At 59.9% G+C, this 21,892-nt stretch carries 16 protein-coding genes; 12 read left to right on the forward strand and 4 right to left on the reverse strand.

Annotated elements, in window-relative coordinates:
- Positions 1-174: 174 nt before the first annotated feature.
- From AC0V6T_RS02305 to AC0V6T_RS02315, 3 genes are all read left to right on the forward strand, one after another.
- Positions 175-1,890: a BCCT family transporter gene (locus tag AC0V6T_RS02305; RefSeq protein WP_486123983.1), complete on the forward strand. Its 1,716-nt coding sequence runs from the start codon at positions 175-177 to the stop codon at positions 1,888-1,890.
- 374 nt (positions 1,891-2,264) lie between these two features.
- Complete coding sequence (locus AC0V6T_RS02310) at positions 2,265-4,922, forward strand: TonB-dependent receptor (protein ID WP_486123985.1); 2,658 nt, start codon at positions 2,265-2,267, stop codon at positions 4,920-4,922.
- Between the two features lie 79 nt (positions 4,923-5,001).
- A complete protein-coding gene (locus tag AC0V6T_RS02315; RefSeq protein ID WP_486123987.1) occupies positions 5,002-6,966 on the forward strand; it encodes a tetratricopeptide repeat-containing sulfotransferase family protein in 1,965 nt (654 codons plus the stop codon).
- On the opposite strand, the gene AC0V6T_RS02320 is transcribed toward AC0V6T_RS02315, so the two are convergent.
- A complete protein-coding gene (locus AC0V6T_RS02320) occupies positions 6,963-7,304 on the reverse strand; it encodes a tRNA-binding protein (protein ID WP_486123988.1) in 342 nt (113 codons plus the stop codon). The genes AC0V6T_RS02315 and AC0V6T_RS02320 overlap by 4 nt on opposite strands.
- A 76-nt stretch (positions 7,305-7,380) precedes the next feature.
- Between AC0V6T_RS02320 and AC0V6T_RS02325 the strand changes: the two genes are divergently transcribed.
- The 6 genes from AC0V6T_RS02325 to acs are packed head-to-tail and all read left to right on the forward strand — an operon-like array spanning position 7,381 to position 14,074.
- Entirely contained in the window at positions 7,381-7,860 is a 480-nt protein-coding gene (locus tag AC0V6T_RS02325) for a (2Fe-2S)-binding protein (RefSeq protein ID WP_486123990.1), read from the forward strand.
- A gap of 3 nt (positions 7,861-7,863) precedes the next feature.
- Complete coding sequence (locus AC0V6T_RS02330; protein WP_486123992.1) at positions 7,864-10,116, forward strand: xanthine dehydrogenase family protein molybdopterin-binding subunit; 2,253 nt, start codon at positions 7,864-7,866, stop codon at positions 10,114-10,116.
- A gap of 16 nt (positions 10,117-10,132) precedes the next feature.
- The gene (locus AC0V6T_RS02335; RefSeq protein ID WP_486123994.1) at positions 10,133-10,573 is read left to right on the forward strand and encodes a c-type cytochrome; all 441 of its coding nucleotides are present in this window, start codon (positions 10,133-10,135) and stop codon (positions 10,571-10,573) included.
- A gap of 5 nt (positions 10,574-10,578) precedes the next feature.
- Positions 10,579-11,523, forward strand: coding sequence for an XdhC family protein (locus AC0V6T_RS02340; protein ID WP_486123996.1), 945 nt, complete (start codon positions 10,579-10,581; stop codon positions 11,521-11,523).
- Entirely contained in the window at positions 11,516-12,094 is a 579-nt protein-coding gene (locus AC0V6T_RS02345) for a nucleotidyltransferase family protein (RefSeq protein WP_007165026.1), read from the forward strand. Before AC0V6T_RS02340 ends, AC0V6T_RS02345 begins: the two co-directional genes overlap by 8 nt.
- A 54-nt stretch (positions 12,095-12,148) precedes the next feature.
- Complete coding sequence (acs, locus tag AC0V6T_RS02350) at positions 12,149-14,074, forward strand: acetate--CoA ligase (protein ID WP_486123998.1); 1,926 nt, start codon at positions 12,149-12,151, stop codon at positions 14,072-14,074.
- Between the two features lie 6 nt (positions 14,075-14,080).
- Here acs and AC0V6T_RS02355 read toward each other — a convergent pair whose 3' ends face one another.
- Positions 14,081-15,475, reverse strand: a complete 1,395-nt coding sequence (locus AC0V6T_RS02355) for a TolC family protein (RefSeq protein ID WP_486128475.1) — start codon at positions 15,473-15,475, stop codon at positions 14,081-14,083.
- On the opposite strand from AC0V6T_RS02355, the gene AC0V6T_RS02360 reads away from it, so the two are divergent.
- Positions 15,378-15,596 (forward strand): hypothetical protein, encoded by a 219-nt coding sequence (locus tag AC0V6T_RS02360; RefSeq protein ID WP_486124000.1) that lies wholly within the window; start codon positions 15,378-15,380, stop codon positions 15,594-15,596. The two genes, AC0V6T_RS02355 and AC0V6T_RS02360, sit on opposite strands and share 98 nt — an antisense overlap.
- Here the strand turns inward: AC0V6T_RS02360 and AC0V6T_RS02365 are convergent.
- Positions 15,556-16,602: an HlyD family secretion protein gene (locus tag AC0V6T_RS02365; RefSeq protein ID WP_486124002.1), complete on the reverse strand. Its 1,047-nt coding sequence runs from the start codon at positions 16,600-16,602 to the stop codon at positions 15,556-15,558. The genes AC0V6T_RS02360 and AC0V6T_RS02365 overlap by 41 nt on opposite strands.
- Complete coding sequence (locus AC0V6T_RS02370) at positions 16,599-18,308, reverse strand: ABC transporter transmembrane domain-containing protein (RefSeq protein ID WP_486124004.1); 1,710 nt, start codon at positions 18,306-18,308, stop codon at positions 16,599-16,601. The genes AC0V6T_RS02365 and AC0V6T_RS02370 overlap by 4 nt, the downstream gene beginning before the upstream one ends.
- A gap of 244 nt (positions 18,309-18,552) precedes the next feature.
- Here AC0V6T_RS02370 and AC0V6T_RS02375 point away from each other — a divergent pair, with 244 nt between their 5' ends.
- Positions 18,553-19,680 (forward strand): FAD-dependent oxidoreductase, encoded by a 1,128-nt coding sequence (locus tag AC0V6T_RS02375; protein ID WP_486124006.1) that lies wholly within the window; start codon positions 18,553-18,555, stop codon positions 19,678-19,680.
- A 54-nt stretch (positions 19,681-19,734) separates the two neighbouring features.
- Positions 19,735-21,873, forward strand: a complete 2,139-nt coding sequence (locus tag AC0V6T_RS02380) for an FAD-dependent oxidoreductase (RefSeq protein WP_486124008.1) — start codon at positions 19,735-19,737, stop codon at positions 21,871-21,873.
- Positions 21,874-21,892: the final 19 nt, after the last annotated feature.

Here is a 21,892-nt window from a genome sequence, read left to right on the forward strand (position 1 = left end):
CTTTTTGTTGCGCCCTTGTATCTGCGTAAAGTCCTGAATGCGCAAGGGGCTTGGGAGCGAATGTTCCGAAGTGAACGCAAAAAGGGGGTGGGGTTGCAAAGAGCCGCTTGGCCCCTGTAGGTGCGGTGCTTCCAATAATGGCACCCGCGAAAGGTTGCCGAACCAAGGTTGCACATGACCAGCGAAAGCGCTGACGCCTCTTCTACCGGAAATTATCCGATTGATCCGCCGATCATCGAACTTCCCATTTCAACCCATGACAGCGGTTTTTATGACGGCTTCAGCCGTGAAGTGACGATCCCGGGCAAGATCATTGTCTCGCTGATCATCATGTGGGCGATCTTCTTCCCTGTCAGTGCGATGGAGACGCTGCAGGTTGCCAATTCGACGATTATCTCTTCTTTCAGCGCCTGGTACGTCTACCTCGTGGCCGCTCTGATCGTGGTGTGTGGAGCGCTCGCGCTGGTGCCTCAAACGGGCTCGCTGCGGATTGGCGGGCCGGACGAGAAACCGGAGTTCTCGCGCTTCTCTTGGTTCTCAATGCTGTTCGGGGCAGGGATCGGTATTGGGATGCTGACCTATTCGACGGGAGAACCGCTCGCACATTTTGCGAACAACCCCGACATCATTCGCGGAAGCATCGAGGCAGGCACAGCCGAAGCCGTGCGGCCAGCTTACATGTGGACCTTCCTGCACTGGGGTTTCGGCGCATGGTGCACCTACGCGCTTGTCGGGCTGGCAATTGGATATGTCGCACATCGGCGCGGTCTGCCTCTAACGATCCGTTCGAGCCTTGCGCCCATTTTCGGCAAGTCGATGTCGGGCATTGCGGGCCATGTCGTCGATATCGTCGCGGTGGTCGCCACAATCCTGGGCGTTGCGGTTACGATGGGGCTGGGCGTGCAGCAATTCGTTGCAGGGCTCTACCGGGTCGGAATGGGTGACTGGCTGATGGTTGAAGCGGGCGACGGCAGCGGGCTAACTGCTTCGGCTGTTGCCATCGTGACCGCGCTCTTGGTGCTTGTCGGCGCATCCACGTTAAGCGCGCTGTCAGGAGTTGGGCGCGGAATCAAATGGCTTTCCAACATCAATATGGCCTTGTCGTTTGGTTTGCTGGCATTGTTCGCGACCGTCGGCGTCGGGCTGGGCGGGTTGGAGCTGCTGGCCCTTGGAATCTGGGATTATATCGTCACGCTTCCGGCCAACTCGCTGACCCTGTTCACAAGCGATGGCAGCGCAGCTGGGGATGCACTCGTGCAATGGCAGCTCGACTGGTCGGTCTTCTATTGGGCGTGGTGGATCGCCTTTGCGCCCTTCGTCGGAATGTTCATCGCCCGCATCTCGCGCGGGCGCACGATCCGTGAATACGTGCTGGGCGTGGCTCTGGTGCCGTCGCTGATGTGCTTCTTGTGGATGGCGCTTGCTGGCGGGACGGCGATCGAGCTGGAGCTCAGCGGACAGGCCGGTGGGCAAATCCTTGAAACGGGTATTTCCGATCAACTCTATGCAACTCTTGCGGTGCTCCTCAGCCCGGGAGTGGCATTAATCGTATCGGGTCTCGTGGTGGTTCTCTTGATGACCTACCTCATTACCTCGGCGGACAGCGCGATCCTGATCGTGAACACGATCAACGGCGCCGGGGATGACGAGGGCGCTCGCCGCTATCACATCATCTTCTGGGGCATGGCGCTCGCTTTCGTAGTCGGCTCAATGCTCATTCTTGGCGGTATCGAGGCGATCCGTATCACGATGATCATCGGCGCATTGCCTTTCTCGATCGTAGTCGTGGCGATGTGCGTAAGCATCATCAAGGCGGTCGTATTCGACCTCATCCGCAAACGGCACGGCGTTCCGACGACTGCCGAGGCGTGCGAAAGCTGGGCTGGCTAAGTAACAGTTTTCACGAGGACTTTGCTTTTCACTCGGCGAATAACCAGTAAAAAGTTATATTTTCTGCACTTTTCTTGAGTTATTTGCGGGGCCCCACGCACCTTTGCAAATATAAAATAAGTTGATCTTCGCTCCATTTGAGTGACGAAGAGTTATATTTGCAAATTGCGTTTTTATCCATTTCTGTGTGGTTATTCTGCAACAAGCATCCGCAGCTTCTGCAAAACACACCTGACCCGGTGGTCAGACACGGTTCGGGTTGATACCCGACCCTCACACGCGCGCCGTTACTTTCATGAGCGCGCGGGTTTGCTTGATCCTGCTGATGCGTCCCACGCATCGCGCAAACAACAAAAACCTTAAAGGGGTTCAGAATGAGAAAACAAATTGCTGGCGCGTCGATGGGCGCGCTTGCGGTCGCACTCGCAGCGCCAGTCGCCGCGCAGGAACAGGCTCCGGCCCCTGCGCAAGCAGAACGCCAGGGCGGCGTTCGCACTATCGTCGTCACCGCGCAGCGTCGCAGCGAAGACCTGCAGGACGTGCCGGTTTCTGTCTCGGCCATCGGCGCACAGGAGCTTGAGGAGCTCAACATCGACACGTTCGAAGATTACCTCGAACAGATCCCGTCCGTGACCGCAGGCGGTAACGGCCCGGGCCAGAGCACGATCTACATTCGTGGTCTTGCCTCGACCACGCCGAATATCACGGTGGCAGGTGTCGCAGGTCTCGCGCCGAACGTTGCGCTCTACCTCAACGATCAGCCGCTTTCGCAGCCAGGGCGCAACCTCGACGTCTACGCTGCTGACCTTGAGCGTATTGAAGTTCTGTCGGGCCCGCAGGGCACGCTTTTCGGTGCGAGCTCTCAGGCAGGCGTTGTTCGCCTCATCACCAACAAGCCCGACTTAAACGGCTTCTCGGTCAATGGTTCTGCTGGCGTCTCGTTCACCAAGGGCGGCGAGAGCAGCTATCAGGGTGAAGTTACGGTCAACGTGCCGGTCACCGACACCTTCGCGCTGCGCGGGGTGGTCTATCTCGACGACCAGGGCGGCTACATCGACAACGTCCAGGGCACGCGCGATCTTACGGAAAGCGCTCGCTTCCGCCCTGAAGGCTTCGTGCGCGAAAACGGCGTTCCGGTGAACGCCAACCGCGCCGGTTTCCAGTCGACCTCCGACCTTTCCGGCGTCACCTTCCTCGAAACCAACAACGCCGGGCTTGTTGAAGACGACTTCAACGACACCCAGTATGCCGGTTTCCGCATCAGCGGCCTCTGGGAAGTCACACCTGACTGGACCGTCAACGTCTCGCACCAGCGCCAGAGCCTTGAATCGGACGGCGTATTCTTCGCCGATCCGGAACTTGGCGGTCTCGACGATCTGGAGATCGAGCGTTTCGAAGAAGATCGCCTCGAAGACGATTTCTCGAACACCAGCTGGACTGTCGAAGGTCGCATCGCGATGCTCGACGTGATCTATACGGGCGCATACACCGACCGCGAAAGCGACCAGCGTGCGGACTACACCGACTACCTGTTCGCAGGTCAGTACCTGCCGTACTACATCTGTGACGGATCGGTGAGCTATCCGGGTTCCGCTGATCCCAGCGGCACATGTCAGCCGCCCAACCTTTACATCAATTCGTTCTCCAAGACCGAGGTGTTCACGCAGGAACTGCGTCTGAGCACGCCGGATGACTGGCGTGTTCGCTTCCAGGGCGGCGGCTTCTATTCAGACCTCAGCCTCGAAGAGCGCGTCGACTTCGCCTATCCGGGCAATGTCGCAGCGGCACCGTTCGGTCCGTTCAAAACCAACTTCCCGCAGATGACTGGTTTCGTCTCGGATCCGGGTCCATTCCCGGCTGACACGATCTTCCGCAACGACATTCGCCGCACCGACGAACAATTCGGCATCTTCGGCGAAGTCAGCTTCGACATCGTGCCCGACCTGCTTACGGCAACCTTCGGTGCGCGTTACTATGACGTCGAGGTCGATTTCGAAGGAAGCGCGAACGGATCGTTCTGCAACAGCTTCAGCGCGGAAGACCAGAACGCCTTCGGCACCGATATCAGCGACCTCTATAACGGCGACGGCGTGTTCAACTTCATCGGTTCGTGCGATCCGGCTTTGCGCCAGACGTTCGACCTGAACGACACGCTTGAGGACATCCAGAACGCGGGGCTGAGCGCAGGCCAGGCACAGCAGGTCTTCAACGCCATTCGCGCGCCTGACACGGCATCGACCAGCGGTACGATCTTCAAGGGTACGGTCACGCTGACCCCGACCCCCGATCTGTTGTTCTACGCGACTTACTCGGAAGGCTTCCGTCCGGGTCTGCTCAACCGTCCGGGCGGCGCAGTCGCTCCGGGTACGGGTTTCGTGGTGCCGTTCGAAGTCGATACCGACGAGGTGAAGAACTACGAGCTTGGCTGGAAGATGGACCTCATCGATGGCCAGTTCCGTTTCAACGGTTCGGCCTTCTTCGTGGACATTTCGAACCTGCAGACGCAGATTTTCGATCCCTCGATCACCAACCTCTTCTTCTCGTCGAACGCGGCGGATGCAGAGATTTACGGGATCGAAGCGGACTTCGTGATTGCGCCGTTCTCGACACCGGGTTTGACGATTGCAGGCGCATTCTCGATCCTGGACACCGAGATCACCGACGTGCTCATCCCGACCACCGATGTGATCGAGGGCGAGGAACTGGCATACGCGCCGGGCTTCCAGGGCAACCTGCGCGCTCGGTATGAGTGGGATGTTTCTGACGAGCTGACGGCCTACATTCAGCCGCAGGTTTCCTACTCGGCCTCGAAGTTCACCGACATCATCGAGATCAACAAGATCGAGCTCAATTCCTACACTTTGTTCGACCTTTCGGTCGGCGTGAAGGCAGAGCAGTGGGGCTTCGAGATTTTCGGTGAGAACCTGAGCGACGAACGCGCCGAGATCTCAGGCATCTTCGGCAACGATCGCGAACGCATCATCACAAACCGTCCGCTGACGGTGGGTGCACGGGTGACGTTCAACTACTGAACGAAAGCGATCCAGCAATAGGCGGCGGGGGTGAACGGACTGTTCACTCCCGCCGTTTGCTGTGTAACAGGCGGGCATTATGAGCTCACGCGACGAACAGCTTAAGACTGCGCAGACCGCGCTGCAGGCAGGCCGCTTTGCCGAGGGACTGGCGCATGTCGAGGGGGTGCTGTCGGGAGACGCGGCTGATGGCGAAGCGCTCTACATAGCGGCAGTTGCGTGCCGTTACCTGAAGCGGTTCGATGATGCGTCGACGTATCTCCAGCGGCTCCACGCCGCGATGCCCGAGTATGGGCGCGCTTGGCAGGAGGAAGGCCACCTTGCGCTTGCGCGTGGCGATGCGAACGCGGCGCTGACTGCGTTCGCGCAGGCAACCCGGTTCAATTCTGCGCTCGAAGCAAGCTGGCGCGAGCAGGCGCGGCTGGCAGGCCAATTGGGGCGCGATGATGATGCCGTGGCCGCAAAGGCCCAGCTTGAGCGATTGCGTTCCCTGCCGCGCGAATTGGTAGCGGTGACCAACCATTTGCACGAAGGGCGCTTGCTGCGGGCAGAGGAAATCTGCCGGCACTTCCTTCGCCAGAACCCGCGAAACGCTGAGGGCATGCGACTGCTCGCGCGCATTGGGATTGAGCTTGGCGTGCTCGACGATGCGGAGTTCCTGCTCGAGACTGCAGTGACCTTCGAGCCCGAGAACATCCAGCTTCGCCTTGATTTTATCGACGTTCTGCGCCGCAAGCAGAAGTTCGAACGCGCCTGCGAAGAGGCGGAGGCGCTCTACCAGCGCGACCCGGACAACGCCTTGTTCCAGTCACGGCTTGCGATCGAGAGTATGCAGGCTGGCGAGTACGAGCGCGCCTTTGAATTGTTCGACAAGGTGCTTGAAAAGCTGCCGCGCGACCACTCGACCCTGACGAGCAAGGGGCACGCGCTCAAGACCATGGGCAAGCAAGACGAAGCAGTCGCAAGCTACCGCGCCGCCTTCGCGGTGCGCCCCGATCACGGCGATGCCTATTACGCGCTCGCCAATCTCAAGACCTATCGCTTCACCGACGGTGAGATTGACGCGATGCGCGAGCAGGCGGCGCGCGGCGATCTGGCTTTCATGGACCGCGTTCACATCGCCTTCGCACTCGGCAAGGCTTTGGAAGATCGCGGCGAATACGAAGCGAGCTTCAAGCACTACGATGAAGGCAATGCGCTGAAGCGCGCACAGACCCGCTACAGCGCCCAAGGAATGAGCGAGGAACTGGCGCGGCAGAAAGAGTTCTGCACTGCCGGCCTGTTCGAGAGACTTGCGGGTGTCGGCCACGATGCACCCGATCCGATCTTCATACTCGGCCTTCCGCGCGCAGGCTCAACGCTGCTCGAACAGATCCTCGCAAGCCATTCGATGATCGACGGGACGCTCGAGCTGCCCGATATCCTCGCGCTTGCTCACCGCCTGAGAGGTCGAAAGGCGGGCGCTCCGCTTTATCCCGCCAATCTGCACGATCTGAGCGCCGAGGACTTTGCCAAGTTCGGCAAGCAATTCATCGAGAACACCCGCGTCCATCGTCAGGGTGCGCCGTTCTTCATCGACAAGATGCCGAACAACTTCCGGCATATCGGGCTGATCCATCTGATCTTGCCCAATGCGAAGATCATCGATGCGCGGCGCGCGCCGATGGATTGCTGCTTTTCCGGTTTCAAGCAGCTTTTCGCACAGGGGCAGGAGTTCACCTACGGGCTATACGAGATTGGCCGGTACTATGCCGATTATGTCGACCTGATGGATCATTGGGACAAGGTGCTTCCCGGCAAGGTCCTGCGCGTCCAGCACGAGGATGTGCTTGACGATCTCGAAGGGCAGACGCGGGCGATGCTCGACTTCCTCGAAGTGCCGTTTGAGAAACAATGCCTCGCCTTCCACAAGACCGAGCGCGCCGTACGCACCGCTTCGAGCGAGCAGGTGCGCGAACCGATCAACCGAAAGGGGCAGGGCGCGTGGAAGCCGTTTGAGCCGTGGCTCGATCCGCTCAAGGAAGCGCTCGGCGACCTCGCCTAGGCCATCCGTGCGCCGTTGGGCACCTGCCTGTCTGGCGCAGCGAGAACGATTGCACCTTCCGCATCCGGGAAGCCTAAGACCAGCACCTCGGACATGAACGGGCCAATCTGGCGCGGCGGAAAGTTCACCACCGCCATGACGGTGCGACCCACCAACTCATCGGGCGAATAGTGATCCGTGATCTGCGCTGAGCTTTTCTTCACGCCGATCTCCTCGCCGAAATCGACCCAAAGCTTGATCGCGGGTTTGCGCGCCTCGGGGAAGGGCTCGGCTGCAGTCACGGTGCCCGCGCGGATATCGACCGCCATGAAGTCGTCAAAGCTGATCGTGTCCACCATCGTTCCCCTTTTACAAGCTCGCGCCCATCAGATAGATTGCGGATAGCAACTCAAGAGCGCTCGGGGAAATCAAGTTATGGCAAGTTTCATCCTCAATGGGGAGCCGGTAACAATCGATGCCGATCCCGCGATGCCGATCCTTTGGGTCGTGCGCGAAAAGGCAGGGCTTGCCGGCACGAAGTTTGGCTGCGGCATCGCACAATGCGGCGCTTGCACCGTGCATCTCGATGGTCAGCCGGTGCGTTCGTGCTCGACACCCATCTCTCAAGCAGAGGGCCGCGAAGTCACCACTATCGAAGGTGTTGCCGGACCTGAGGGTGAGCTCTCCGTGATCCAGAAAGCCTGGATCAGTGAGCAGGTCCCGCAATGTGGCTATTGCCAGTCGGGCCAGATCATGAGCGCGACGGCCCTGCTGCGCGACAACCCGAACCCGAGCGATGAAGACATCGATATGGCCATGCGCGGCAATATCTGCCGCTGCGGCACCTACACCCGCATCCGCCGCGCTATCAAAGTCGCCGCCGGGCAAGCTCAACCCCGCAACGAGGAGGCATAAGCCATGAACGACATGTCTCCTGAAAAGAAAGAACGCTCGCGCCTCGCCAAGTGGAGCCGCCGCGGATTCATCGGTGCTGGCGTGCTTGCGGGCGGCGGCCTGCTGATCGGTATCGGCGTTCGTCCCGGCAATCCGATTGGCAAGCTTTCTTCCAAGGTCGCCCCCGGCGCGGATGAGCAGCTGGTCAACAGCTGGGTGAAGATCGACACCAACAACATCGTCACCGCCATCGTCCCGCACTGCGAGATGGGGCAGGGCGCTCACTCGGTGCTCGCGCAGATGCTCGCGGACGAGCTTGATGCGGACTGGAGCAAGGTCAACGTCATGCAGGCGCCGACCGATGGCTCCTACATCGTGACCGACACGGCGCGCATGTTCGTCGCACCGTTCACGATGAACGCCGCCGACTGGATTGAGCCGACCTGGAATGGCTTGTTTACCCAGATCGGTCGCCTCGCTGACGCGCTTATCACTGGCGGTTCGTCCTCGATCCGCACGACGGGTCAGTACCAGATGCGCGTCGCTGGTGCGGCAGCGCGCAAGATGCTGGTCGGAGCAGCTTCCGATGAATGGGGCGTGCCCGCAAGCGAGATCGAAACACGCGACAGCACGCTGATCCACGAGGCAAGCGGCAGGCAGGCAAGCTATGCCGACTTCGCAACCGCTGCGGCAGAGCAGCCCATGGATCAGACGCCTGAGCTTAAGTCACCCGACCAATATCGTCTGATTGGCAAGAGCAAGGCGCGCACCGACATTCCGGCCAAGGTCGACGGCACCGCCAAGTTCGGCATCGACGCTGCCCCCGAGGGTGTGGACTACGCCTATGCGGCAAGCGTTCGCCCGCCCGTGCCCGGTACGCGCGTCGCAAGCATGGACGCGTCAAAGGCCCAGACCATGGGCGGGGTGCTTCAGGTCCTCAATATGGGTGATTTCGTCGCAGTGGTCGCCGACAGCTACTGGCAGGCGCAGCAGGCGCTGGGTCAGATCGACGTCACCTGGACAAAGTCTGAAAGCCCGATCCGCTCAACACAGGACCAGTTCGCAGCCTATGCCAAGGCTATCGACGACGCCGGGGCGACCGGCGGCGAGGAAGCGGCTGCCAAAGGCGATGTGCAGACCGCTCTCGGCAACGCCGCCACTGTGATCGAGGCCGAATACAAGGCGCCCTATCTCGCGCATGCACCGATGGAGCCGATCAACTGCACTGCGCAGGTTACGGACGGCAAATGCGACGTCTGGACCAGCACGCAGGTTCCGTTGATGGTCCGCTCTGCGCTGTCTGATGCGCTCGGCATTTCGAAGGACGATATCACCGTCCATCATCCTTATCTGGGCGGTTCGTTCGGGCGGCGACTTGAGGCGGTCTATGCGGTGATGGCAGCACGGGTTGCGCAGGCGACCGGCTATCCGGTCAAGTCGATCTGGAGCCGCGAAGAAGATACCCAGAAGGCGCTCTATCGTCCGGCTGAATTGAGCCGCTTTAAGGGCGGGCTTGATGAAAGCGGCGCGCTGGTTGCCTATGACAACATCTTCACCCAGCGCCACGATCCGGCTGAAGCCAGCGTACCGGGTATCTACGAAATCCCCAACACCAGCGTCCGCGTCGCAGAAGCGCCTTTGCACTTACCCTTCGCGGCATGGCGCTCGGTCGACCATTCGCAGCACGGCTTCTTCATCGAGAGTTTCATCGATGAGGCAGCGCATGCGACTGGCAAGGACCCGATGGATTATCGTCTCGCGATGGTTTCCGGCTCGCCGCGCCATGTGGCCGTGCTCGAAAAGCTTCGCGAGATGAGCGGTTGGGATGAACCGCGCTCCGAGGGGACGGCGAAAGGCGTCGCAATCGTTGAAAGTTTCGGCACGATCGTTGCCGAGGTGATCGAGATCGACATGAGCTCAGGGAAGCCAAAAATGCTCAATGCGTGGGCGGTTTGCGACGCGGGCTATGTCGTCAATCCGGATGGGTTTGCGAACCAGATTGAGGGCGGGATCGTCTTTGGCCTGACCGCTGCGATGTATGGTGAACTCGATCTAGAGGACGGGGCAATCGTCCAGAGCAATTTCCACGATTACAAGATGCTGCGCATCGACGAGACACCCAACATTGAAGTCGCGGTGATCAATAGCGGGCTTGTCCCGATTGGCGGTGCGGGCGAACCCGGTCTTCCTCCGGCAGCGCCTGCCCTGACCAACGCGATATTCGCAGCCACGGGCAAGCGCCTGCGCGAACTGCCGATTGCCAAGCAGTTTGCCTGACCGAAGGGCGTGAGGGATGAGCATTCGCGCATTGGGCGCATCGGGGCTTGCAATCCTCATCGCCAGCGCCAGCGGCGCATCGGAAACAGAGCCTCCTGCGAGTTTCGATCCAAGCGATGTGGCGTTTGGCCGCGAGGTCTTCGATATGTGCGACGGGTGTCACACGGTCGAGCCGGGCGGGACCTCCGCTGCGGGGCCCAACCTGCTCGGCGTAGTCGGGCGAAGGGCAGGCAGACTTGAGGGATATCTCTTCACCGAAGCGCTGGCTTCCTCCGAGATCACCTGGGACGCCGCTCATCTCGATGCCTATCTGGCCGATCCCGAAGGCTATGTGCCGGGCACCGATATGGAGCGCGGCACGGTGAGGGAACCCGAGTTTCGACGCGCGCTGATTGCCTACCTCTCAAATCTGAATGAAGCGGCGTCGGAGCCAACTGCGACCGAGACAGGCGAGTAGTTGCCTTGGACCTGAAGCACGTCTGCCAATTCCTCGCCGATGCCACTCGCGCGGGAAAGAACTGCGTCCTTGTCACGGTGGTCGCGGTCGAAGGGTCGTCGATGCGCAATCCGGGCACGATCATGGGCGTTGCCGAGGATGGCACCTACGCCGGTTCCTTATCCGGAGGCTGCATCGAGAATGCGGTGGTCGCCGAAGCGCGCGAGGTCTTTACTAGTGGCGACGCTCGGATCGTGCGCTTTGGCGCCGGGTCACCCTATCTCGACATCAAGCTTCCATGCGGTGGAGGGTTGGATCTCCACTTTCAGCCTTTGAAGGACGCTGAGCTTTCAAAACAATGCCTCAGTTCCATCGCGGAGCGCGCTCCCTTCTCCATCGCTCTTGGCACCGATGGGGCAAGGCACGTGGGAGAATGGTTGCCACCGACCTTCGATGCCAACGTCGGCATGGCAGCGTTTGGCCATTGGCCCGAGCCGCTGTTGCAGATCATCGGTCACGGTGCGGGCGTCGAGGCTCTGGCCGTGCTCGGGCGGACACATGGCTGTTCGACGCGGATATTGACGCCGGACGAGCGGATCGTTTCTGGCTTGCGCGAGAAGGGCATCGAAGCGCTGCTGCTTGAGCGTACGAGCCAGACGGAACTCCTAAAAAGCGATTTGTGGACCGCGACGATCTTCCTCTTCCACGACCACGATTGGGAGATCGAGCTGATGGAGCGCGCTCTCACGCAGCCGCATTTCTATCTGGGCGCGATGGGTGGTAGAAAAGCGCATGCATTTCGTAGTGAAGCCCTCGCCGCACGAGGCGTTAGTGAAGAGGCGCTTGCGATGGTCCGCGCGCCGATAGGTCTGTTTCACTCCTCTCGCGATCCGCAGACCCTCGCGCTGTCGACGCTTGGAGAGGTCATTCGCACATACGAGGCTACCCGGTTCGAGGGCGATCTTGGATGACCCACCGCGTCTTGGTGTTGCATTGCTTGCAGCAGGCGCATCGCGGCGCTTTGGCAGCGAGGACAAGCTTGAGGCGATCTTCAGGGGCAGGCGGCTGGGCGAACATGCTGCGATGGCTATTCCGATCGAGGAGTTTGCCGCGTCGTGGGTTATCACTTCCCGCTCAGGCCATGCTTGCGAGCAGCTCTGGAAGGAGCGCGGTCTTGAACCGATTGTCAATCCAAGAGCAGCCAATGGAATGGGCACTTCTGTAGCCTGCGCGGCGAGGCGCGCCGAGGCGGAAGGTCTCGATGGCCTTGTGATTGCGCTGGCGGATATGCCGATGATCCCGCGAGGGCATTTCATGACGCTCATGTCCGCGCTCGATGGACCACAGGCAATCGCCGTTTCCGCTTTCAAAAAACATCGCTCGCCGCCGGCTGTTTTTGGGAGAGGCCACTTTTCGGCACTCGCTTCGCGTGAAGGAGACATCGGCGCGCGGGATCTTCTCGCGAGAGGCGAACCGATCTTATGCCCACCCAACTGGTTGGTGGACATCGACACTCCGGAGGCTCTCAAATCTCTTGATTGAACAATGGACAGGCCGCCCTGAGGGCCCTTAAGTACCGTTGCAAGGAGAGAGATAATGACTGGATTTGTCGAGCGGCCCGAGCAGGCGCACACTCCCAATTGCACCGGTGTTCAATACTCTGCGATGTATGAGCGTTCGCTGGCTGATCCTGATGGCTTCTGGCTTGAACAGGCCAAGCGCCTCGATTGGACCCAGCAGCCAAGCAAAGGTGGTGAGTGGAGCTACGACCCGGTCGATATCAAGTGGTTTGCCGACGGTTCGCTGAACCTTTGCCACAACGCGGTCGATCGGCATCTCGACAGCCGCGGTGACACACCCGCTATAATCTTCGAACCCGACGACCCAGCAACGCCTGCGCGCACGCTCACCTATCGCCAACTCCACGCCGAGGTCATTCATATGGCCAACGCCCTCAAGGCCATCGGGGTGACCAAGGGCGAGCGCGTGACGATCTATATGCCGAACATCGTCGAGGGCGTGACGGCTATGCTCGCCTGCGCGCGGCTGGGCGCGATCCACTCCGTTGTCTTTGGCGGCTTCTCGCCTGAGGCGCTTGCTGGTCGGATCATCGATTGTGAAAGCCGCTTCGTGGTCACCGCGGACGAAGGCAAGCGCGGGGCGAAGAGCGTTCCTTTGAAAGCCAATGTGGACGCCGCCTTGGAAGTCGAAGGGGTCGATGTGACTGGAGTGCTGGTTGTCCAGCACACTGGAATAGGAGTGCCGATGGCCGAAGGGCGAGACCACTGGTTCCATGCGGTCAAATCGGACGCAGATGTGCCATGCGAGACCATGGCAGCCGAGGACCCGCTCTTCATTCTTTATACATCGGGCTCAACCGGAAAGCCCAAGGGCGTGCTTCACACGACGGGCGGTTACGGCGTTTGGACCGCGACCACGTTCAATTACATTTTCGACTATCAGCCCGGCGAAGTCTTTTGGTGCACAGCCGATATTGGCTGGGTCACTGGGCACAGCTATATCGTTTACGGCCCATTGCAGAACGGCGCGACGCAGGTGCTATTCGAAGGTGTTCCCAACTACCCCGATTTCGGGCGGTTCTGGGATGTCGTCGCGAAGCACAAGGTCAGCATTCTTTACACCGCGCCAACCGCGATCCGGGCCCTGATGCGCGAAGGCGATGACTACGTGACAAGCCGCGATCGTTCCTCGCTCCGCTTGCTCGGCAGCGTAGGTGAGCCGATCAATCCGGAAGCCTGGCGCTGGTATTTCGATGCTGTCGGAGAGAGCCGCTGCCCGATCATCGACACATGGTGGCAAACCGAAACGGGCGGCTGCATGATCACCACTCTTCCCGGTGCGCACGACATGAAACCGGGCAGCGCCGGTTTGCCGATGTTCGGTATCCGTCCGCAGCTGGTCGACAATGACGGAGCCGTCCTGGACGGAGCGACCGAGGGCAATCTGTGCATCACCCATAGCTGGCCCGGACAGGCGCGCAGCGTTTACGGCGATCACGACCGGTTCGTTCAGACCTATTTCTCGACGTACTCCGGCAAGTACTTCACCGGGGACGGGTGCAAGCGCGATGAGGATGGCTATTATTGGATCACGGGCCGCGTGGACGACGTGATCAACGTGTCAGGCCACCGAATGGGAACTGCCGAAGTCGAAAGCGCATTGGTGCTCCACCCGCAAGTCGCCGAAGCGGCGGTGGTCGGATACCCGCATGATGTGAAGGGGCAGGGCATCTACTGCTACGTCACGACCAATGCGGGCGTCGAAGGCTCGGACGAGCTTTTTCAGGAGTTGCGCGCGCATGTGCGCAAGGAAATCGGACCCATAGCGACGCCTGACCAGATTCAGTTCACAGACGGCCTGCCCAAGACACGTTCGGGCAAGATCATGCGCCGAATTCTGAGAAAGGTCGCGGAAAACGACTACGGCTCGCTGGGGGACACCTCGACGCTTGCCGATCCCTCGTTGGTCGACCGCCTGATTGAGGGTCGGCAGAATACCTGAGGGACGCTATTCGAGGCCCAGCTCGTCGAGGTTCATCACCGCAGCATTGTAGCTTGTCGTGGCGAGCCTGCCGACTAGCTGGGCACGAATGCCTCGGATCTTGGCATCGGCTGCGCTCTCTTCACGCAGGTTCACGCGGAAGAAGTCGCCAGCGCCAAGTCGAAAACGCCTTCGTTCTGCCGCGACCATGGCTTCGGCTTGTTCCACCTCTTGGGTCGCCAGGTTCGCCAGACGGAGCGAGGCGTCGAGATTGGTCAGAATGTTGTCGAGTTCGACGGATATCTGGTCAGCGACCCTGCGCTCGCGAAGCTCGATCTCGCGCAATTCTGCCTCGGCCCGCTGAAGCCGTCCGCGCGCCGTGCGCCGCTGTAATGGCACAGTGAAGGTAACGCCGATTGTGGTGTCGGTGGAATCGAAAGTCGGTCCGCCATCGCCGATCGCCCCGAAATCGCGCGAAACCTCTGCCCGAAGCTGAAGGTCGGGCTGCAAATCGTTCTGGCGCAGGGCCACCTTGTTCTCAGCGCGCTCCACCGCGAGGCGAAAATTCAGAAGTTCGGGGCGATTGGCGAGTACTTCGCTCATTTCAATCGCCATCAAGCTTGCCATGTCAGGCAACTCGGCAATCACGTCTGACGTTGGGAGATTTGCCCTGGTCGGGACAATCAACTCGCCGTCATACCCCCGAAGGTAATAGGACAGCGAAGTCGCAGCCATCGTGAAATTGCGCTGCGCCTCTCGCAGAAGCGTGCGACGGCGAAGGACATTTTGCTCGTTTTCGATAAGGTCGACTTGCGCTCGCGCACCAAGGCGTACTTCGCGCGACAGCCCGACCGCGCGCGCTTCGGCGATTTCGAGCAATTCCTCGTAAACGCGGATCTCTTCACCCGCCGCCACCCAGCGCCAATATGCGCCAAGCGCTTCGTGCTGAACCTTTAGCTGCACCAACAGCACGTCGAGGCCCGCCTGGCCTGCTGCGAGGCGGCTGTCCTCGACGTCGAAACGGCGTTGATCGATCCTGTTGTTTCGAAGCAGCGACAACAGGCCACCCACCTTGAATTCGCCAAGCTGATTGGTGTTGTAGATATTTTCGTAGATCGGAAAGGTGCCGTCAGACAGGCGGTACGTTCCGTAGATTTCCGCACCCATCGGGGCGAGCGGCTGGCGTGCGCCGACTTCGGCATAGCCGCCTGAAAAAGTGCCGGTGATACGGTCGTAGGCCTCGCCTTCGAGGATCAGATCAAAGGCACCATCAGCGGCAAGCTGGTCCGACCGGGCAGCTGCCTCGCGCTGGAAGCTTTCAAGGATGCTGGGGAACGTGAGCGCAGAAGAGCGCAGCACTTCCTCAGGCAGGAGTGGGCCCGTTTTGATCGCTTGTTCAAGCGGTTCTTCGAGAGCCTCGATATCCTGCGCGTTGGATGGCTGCGCTGCAATCATCGCAGCACATAGTAAAGCAGCTCTGGTGGCAGAGCGGACCTTCATGATCAGTAGCCCTGCGACCCGTTGGTTGAGCCGTCGGCGCTGACCGGCGGAAGTTCGGGCGGGAAATTGTTGAGCTGACGCCAGATTTCATATCCGACAGGCACGGTTTCAAGCAGGATCCAGGCCCGGACCACCGTCCCGATGCGGGCATAGCGATCTTCCGGCCAGCCTTCTTCGGCATTCGGGTCTTCCTTGATGAGTACGCGGAAACGCCCGTCCGGCTGTGCGACCTGGTCGACGGTCTCGACAATGCCGGGGAAGGTGCCGATCGCGACCGAGGGCCACCCGCTGAATTGTACGGCGGGCCAGCCTTCAAACTCGATCCGGGCTTCTTCGCCGGTCTGCACAAGCGCCACATCGCGGCCATCGACGAACACTTCGACAACCCGCGTCTGTGTTTCCGGCACGAATGTCGCGAGGACCTGCCCTGCGCTTATGAACGTCGCTTCGTCGCCTGCATTGATAGACTGGATAAAACCGTTGCGAGGGGCCGTGATCAATTGTTCCGACTGGCGCGCAAGGTTGGTTTCGGTGCGGACGAGGCTTGCCTCGGCTGCGGCCACGTTGCCGCGCATTTCCTCGACCCGGATTTGCGCCTGCTCATATTCGCGGCGGGCTGCGAGGCCTGCCTGAAACAGCTCCTGCATTCGCCGAAGGTCAATCTCTGCGGTCGCGAGCGCGTTGCGCGCTGTCTGGAGCTGGACCTCGACCTGTCCACGTTCGGCTTCGAGTCTTTGCAGCAAATTTGGGTCGATATCGGCGATGCGGACGATCGGGTCTCCTCTTTGGACCCGGCTGCCATCGCCGACATACCACTCCTCGATCCGCCCTGAGACCAAAGCGTTGACTTCCTGCTGGCGCTCATTGGGGTTGAGCGTCGTCACGGTTCCGCGTCCGCCAGTGGTCTGGACCCAGGGGACATAGATCAGGAACAGGACCGCAAGCACGATCGCAATCAGCACCGTTACGAAGATCGTGCGGAAGATACGCGGGGTCCGCACGCTCTGGAGCGCGGTAAAATGCTTCATGTGCAAGGCGCGCAGGGTCATTGCGATGCTCCTACAACGTCATGGAAATGCTCGAAGTCCTCGAAATACCCCTGCTGTTCGACATCGAGATAAAGGAATTTGTCGAAGCCGAGGTCGGTCTCGCGGTTCGAGAAATAGATCACGGTCGAATAAGCTTGCTCGCGCAGTTCCCGAATTGCGGCGGCGAGATGCCTTTCGCTCACGAGATCGAACAGTGGGCTCAGGACCAGAATGCGCGGTTGTTCGAGCAAGGCGTTGGCGAGCTTCAACTGCTGCACTTCGACTGCTGAAAGCGGATAGCCGGTGTAAGCAATCGGCGTATCGAGCCCTTTTTCCAACTTCGACATCGTGTCGATGAGCCCGACGGTTTCGAGAGCCTTGACCATACGCTGGTTCGCCGTGTCGGGGCATGACAGTGCGAGATATTCGCGGATTGTCATGCCGACGAATGTCGCGCGCTCAAGAACGTGAACGTCCTTCCTGAGGTTATATCCCTCGATGTCGCGAAAGTCCGTGCCGCCGATAGTTAGAAATCCAGAATCAGGCCGTCTGTGCATCTTCAGAAGATTGGTGAAAAGCCGCTGGATGCCATGGTGGCGGGCGACAGCCATGATGATCGCGCCGCTAGGAATTTCGAGGTTGAACGTGATCTCATCACTGCGCGCCTTGGCTTTCACGCCGGTGAATACCAGTGTGTGATCACTAAGATCGACAGGGTCCTGCGAAGTCGGCTGCTCTTGCTCGACATCGTAGAACAACGAGATCTCTTCGACTGCGGCGCATAGGTCGTAGAAGTACGTGAGGTAGGTCCCCAGCTGCGCAACACCGAAGAAGGCCACCGAAAGTACGAGTTCCGCCGCGACAAGCTGGCCGAGCGTCAATTGCCCCTGGATGACGAGCCAGCCTCCAAGACCCAGCAGCGCCGCGCTTGCCGCTGCATAGAGCAGCAGGAACGCCAGGGTCTGGGCAAAATGCTGGCGAAAGTGGCGTTTGTGCTGTTCGAGGTAAGCGTGCGTGTATTCGTCCGTCCGGTCGAGCGCGTAGTCGACCCGGCGCTCTGACTTGAAGAAGCCGTTCGAACCGCCGACCGTTTCAAGCCAGTTGGCCGTCTCGTGCTTGGCATGGCTCAAATCGATGCCCGTGCGGATCGCCTTTGCGCCCCAGATCAGCCAGATCACCCAGATGAGTGCCGACATGACCAGCGTGAACACCAGGAACAACGGGTGATAGAGCGACACCAGAACGAAGCCCACTGCGACCTGAAGCACGACCGAGAAGCCGCCAATGAAAAGCACAGGAAGAGCTTTTTGCACGTTCACGACGTCAAAATATCGGTTGAACAGCGCCGACGATTTGCGATCGGAGAAGAACGGATCCTGCGCGTAAACCGCGATCAGCGATATCTCCGCTACCATGCGGGCGTAAAAACGTCGCCGAAACAGCTCCATCAAATGGATACGAAGCGCGTAAAGCAAGCCAAACAGGATCAACAGGCCGAACAATGTCAGCGAGAGCACCACCAGCGGCGCAGTTAGAGCAGTGTTCGCGACCGTGTTGACGAGCATCTGAACCGAGATTGGGGTCGCCAGTGACAGGAGGCTCACGCCCACGCCGTAGACCACCGCCAACCAGTAAAAACTGGCCTCGGGCCGCAGAATTGCGAAGAAGTGCCGGAAAAATGTGACCAGCGAAATTTTCGAGCCGTGAGTAGGGGTCTCGAGGGCCATCTATGCTGTCCTGTCCAGTCAGCTTTGTTTCAATCTATGCACCAACGCTTACTGGAGCCGGATGATCCCTCTACGGTCCCAGTGAAGCCAGCCAAACGGCCAGCGCATTGCAGAAGGCCTTAGATGTATGAGGGCGAACGGTCAAAGCAAGGAAATGCGCCGGATGCCGCATTTTTTGAAAAATGGCTGGCGACGCTGAGCTTGCGCTCGACACAAGCTGCCCAATCAGGGAAGGCTTCGTGTGATGAATATGCCTTCCTCACATGGCAAACCAGAGCATCTGCTGCTGATCGGTGGCGGCCACGCGCATGTCGCGGTGCTTGCCGATTGGATCAGGCATGGGCTGCCCTGTCCGTGCGCCACCATCCTCACGCCTTCGCGGCACCTGAGGTATTCTGGGACAGTACCCGGATGGATTTCGGGCCACTACAATCGTGATGAGGGTCTGGTGGACGTGGCCGGGTTGGCGCTTCGTGCAGGCGCGAGTTTGGTCGAGGGGCGGTGCGCCCTGATTGATCCGGATGCTCGCCGCGTCGAAACTGATGCTGGAGAGCGAGTTAAATTTGACATCGCCTCGCTCGACACTGGCGGTGTTGGGCAAGCGAGCGATGTCTTGGGCAAGGATCCGCGCCTTATCGATATCCGTCCCATCCAAGGCTTCGTTGAGAGGATCGACGCGCTAGGCCCTTCACCCAGAATTGCGGTCATTGGCGGCGGGGCAGGCGGTGTGGAACTCGCCTTTGCCCTTCGCAACCGCGCAGGTTTTGAGGAAAAACCGCAGGTGACGCTCGTCACTGGCACAGCCGGTCTGCTCCCTGAATTCTCAAACTCCGTCAGAAGAACCGCTTTTGAAGAGTTGTCGAGGCAATCAATCGTGCTCGTTCAAGAAGATGCACGCATCGACGAGAACGGACTTTATGCCGGGGGAGAGCCTCTCGAGCCTGTCGACACGATAGTCGCGGCGATCGGCAGTGCAGCTCCTGATTGGGTGAAGGCAAGCGGGCTCGCAGTTGACGAAGCCGGGTTCGCGGTGGTCGACCAGCACCAGCGCTCACTTTCGCACCCACACATATTTGCCGTCGGCGACGTTGCTGCCCGGCAAGATCGGCATGTGCCACATTCAGGTGTTCACGCGGTGTTTGCCGGACCTGTGCTTGCGGCAAACTTGCGCGCCGTGATGGCAGGGCAGCAGCCTCGCGAAACCTACGTCCCGCGCTGGAACAACCTTTACCTACTGTCGACCGGAGATGGCCGCGCGATTGCGAGCTATGGCCGCTTGTCAGCGAAGGGCCGCTGGGTTTCGCGGCTCAAGCACTTCATCGATATGCGATGGCTCAGGAAATACGCTGGTCTTGCTGGCGGATCGGGTTAGAGCCGTAACAAATTGGCCAAGGCGCGCGAAGAAGGGTCGTACAAAGGGGCACACATGAAAAAGATCGTAATCCTTGCCGCGTTGGCTGCGCTCATCGCCGCGTACTTCTTCTTCGACCTGGGGGCGTATCTCACGCTAGACGGGATCAAGCAGGTCTCGGACGATGCAAGTGCGTTCTATGATGAGAACCCGGCGCTTGTGCTTGGCGTGTTCTTCGCCGCTTATGTAGCGGTGACGGCGGCCTCGCTTCCGGGCGCTGCGATCATGACGCTGGCAGCGGGCGCGCTGTTCGGATTGGTGGTGGGCACCGTCCTGGTGTCCTTCGCCTCCACGCTCGGCGCAACGCTTGCTTTCCTGTCGTCGCGCTATGTCCTGCGCGATACGATCGAGAGCAAGTTCGGGGAGCGGCTGAAGGCCATCAACAATGGGCTGGAGCGCGACGGCGCGTTCTACCTCTTCACGATCCGCATGATCCCCTTGTTCCCGTTCTTCGTGGTGAACCTCGTCATGGGGCTTACCCGGATCAAGACCTGGACCTTTGCCTGGGTCAGTCAGGCTGGGATGCTGCTGGGCACAATCGTTTACGTCAACGCAGGCACGCAGCTGGCGCAGATCGACAGCCTTTCGGGGATCGCGTCGCCTGCGGTCATCGGCTCCTTCGTGCTGCTCGGCATCGTACCCTGGATTGCCAAGGGGATCATCGGCCTGATGAAGCGGCGCAAGGTCTATGCAGGCTACACCAAGCCTAAGAGCTTCGACCGAAACATGGTGGTGATCGGCGCGGGATCGGCTGGCCTTGTGAGCTCCTATATAGCCGCAACTGTGAAGGCGAAGGTCACACTCGTCGAAGCGAACGAAATGGGCGGCGATTGTCTCAATACCGGCTGCGTTCCCTCCAAGGCCCTGATCAAGAGTGCGAAGGTCGCTGCCACGATGGAGCATGCGGACCGATACGGCATCACACCGGTCAAACCCGAAGTGCCATTCCGCCAGACGATTGCGCGCGTGATGGAGATAATCAAGACGATTGAGCCGCATGACAGCGTCGAGCGCTATGAAGGCCTGGGTGTGGATGTCATCAAGGGCTACGCAACGATCATTGATCCCTGGACAGTCGAAATCGCGCTGAATGACGGCGGTACGCAGCGCCTGACCACCCGCAGCATAGTTATAGCCAGCGGCGCTGAGCCGGTGGTTTCGCCGATCGAGGGCGTTGAAGATTCTGGCTATCTCACGAGTGAGACCATGTGGGATGCGTTCTCGCAGATGGACAAAGCGCCAGCGCGTGTCGCGGTACTCGGCGGCGGCCCAATTGGCTGCGAGATCAGTCAGGCTCTTGCCCGGCTCGGGTCGCAAGTCACGCAGGTCGAAATGGGCGAGCAACTGCTTGGCCGTGAAGACGAGGACGTTGCCGAAATTGCAAAGTCGTCGCTCGAAGCGTCCGGCGTGAAAGTGCTGACAGAACACAAGGCGGTTCGTCTCGCTGACAAAGTGCTTACAGCTGAAGGCCCGGAAGGCTCAGTCGACATCCCTTATGACGCGCTGATCCTCGCGGTTGGGCGCAAGGCGCGGCTCAAGGGCTTTGGACTAGAGTCACTCGGCGTAGACACGGACAAGACCGTTAATACCGATGAGTTTCTCGCGACGAAATTCCCCAATGTCTTCGCCGCCGGTGATGTCGCGGGCCCTTATCAGTTCACCCACACCGCCAGCCATCAGGCCTGGTATGCGAGCGTCAACGCGCTTTTCGGGCAATTTAAGAAGTTCAAGGTCGATTACCGCGTCATCCCGGCCGTGACCTTCACCGATCCCGAGATCGCCCGCGTTGGCCTCAACGAAACCGAAGCGCGCGATGAGGGCATTGAGTTCGAAGTTACGACATACTGCCTAGACGACCTCGACCGCGCGATTGCCGAAAGCGAGACGAAGGGCTTCGTCAAGGTTCTGACCCCTCCTGGCAAGGACACGATCCTTGGCGCAACCATCGTCGGCAGCCACGCAGGGGAGTTGCTCGCCGAATACACGCTGGCGATGAAACACAAGCTGGGACTCAACAAGATTCTGGGTACGATCCATCCCTACCCAACCATGGCGGAGGCAAACAAATTTGCTGCCGGCAATTGGAAGAAAGCGAACAAGCCTGAAAAGCTTCTCGAATGGGTCGAAAAGTATCACGGCTGGCGACGCGGGTGAGGCAGGCCTAGAGAGGCAG

Source organism: Erythrobacter sp. S158 (genome assembly GCF_057364915.1).

What these genes read in the sequence shown, in the direction of transcription:
- AC0V6T_RS02305 (WP_486123983.1), top strand. Translation starts at nt 175, where the DNA reads ATGACCAGCGAAAGCGCTGACGCCTCTTCTACCGGAAATTATCCGATT.
- AC0V6T_RS02310 (WP_486123985.1), top strand. Translation starts at nt 2,265, where the DNA reads ATGAGAAAACAAATTGCTGGCGCGTCGATGGGCGCGCTTGCGGTCGCA.
- AC0V6T_RS02315 (WP_486123987.1), top strand. Translation starts at nt 5,002, where the DNA reads ATGAGCTCACGCGACGAACAGCTTAAGACTGCGCAGACCGCGCTGCAG.
- AC0V6T_RS02320 (WP_486123988.1), bottom strand. Translation starts at nt 7,304, where the DNA reads ATGGTGGACACGATCAGCTTTGACGACTTCATGGCGGTCGATATCCGC.
- AC0V6T_RS02325 (WP_486123990.1), top strand. Translation starts at nt 7,381, where the DNA reads ATGGCAAGTTTCATCCTCAATGGGGAGCCGGTAACAATCGATGCCGAT.
- AC0V6T_RS02330 (WP_486123992.1), top strand. Translation starts at nt 7,864, where the DNA reads ATGAACGACATGTCTCCTGAAAAGAAAGAACGCTCGCGCCTCGCCAAG.
- AC0V6T_RS02335 (WP_486123994.1), top strand. Translation starts at nt 10,133, where the DNA reads ATGAGCATTCGCGCATTGGGCGCATCGGGGCTTGCAATCCTCATCGCC.
- acs (WP_486123998.1), top strand. Translation starts at nt 12,149, where the DNA reads ATGACTGGATTTGTCGAGCGGCCCGAGCAGGCGCACACTCCCAATTGC.
- AC0V6T_RS02360 (WP_486124000.1), top strand. Translation starts at nt 15,378, where the DNA reads ATGCTGGGGAACGTGAGCGCAGAAGAGCGCAGCACTTCCTCAGGCAGG.
- AC0V6T_RS02365 (WP_486124002.1), bottom strand. Translation starts at nt 16,602, where the DNA reads ATGACCCTGCGCGCCTTGCACATGAAGCATTTTACCGCGCTCCAGAGC.
- AC0V6T_RS02370 (WP_486124004.1), bottom strand. Translation starts at nt 18,308, where the DNA reads ATGGCCCTCGAGACCCCTACTCACGGCTCGAAAATTTCGCTGGTCACA.
- AC0V6T_RS02375 (WP_486124006.1), top strand. Translation starts at nt 18,553, where the DNA reads ATGAATATGCCTTCCTCACATGGCAAACCAGAGCATCTGCTGCTGATC.
- AC0V6T_RS02380 (WP_486124008.1), top strand. Translation starts at nt 19,735, where the DNA reads ATGAAAAAGATCGTAATCCTTGCCGCGTTGGCTGCGCTCATCGCCGCG.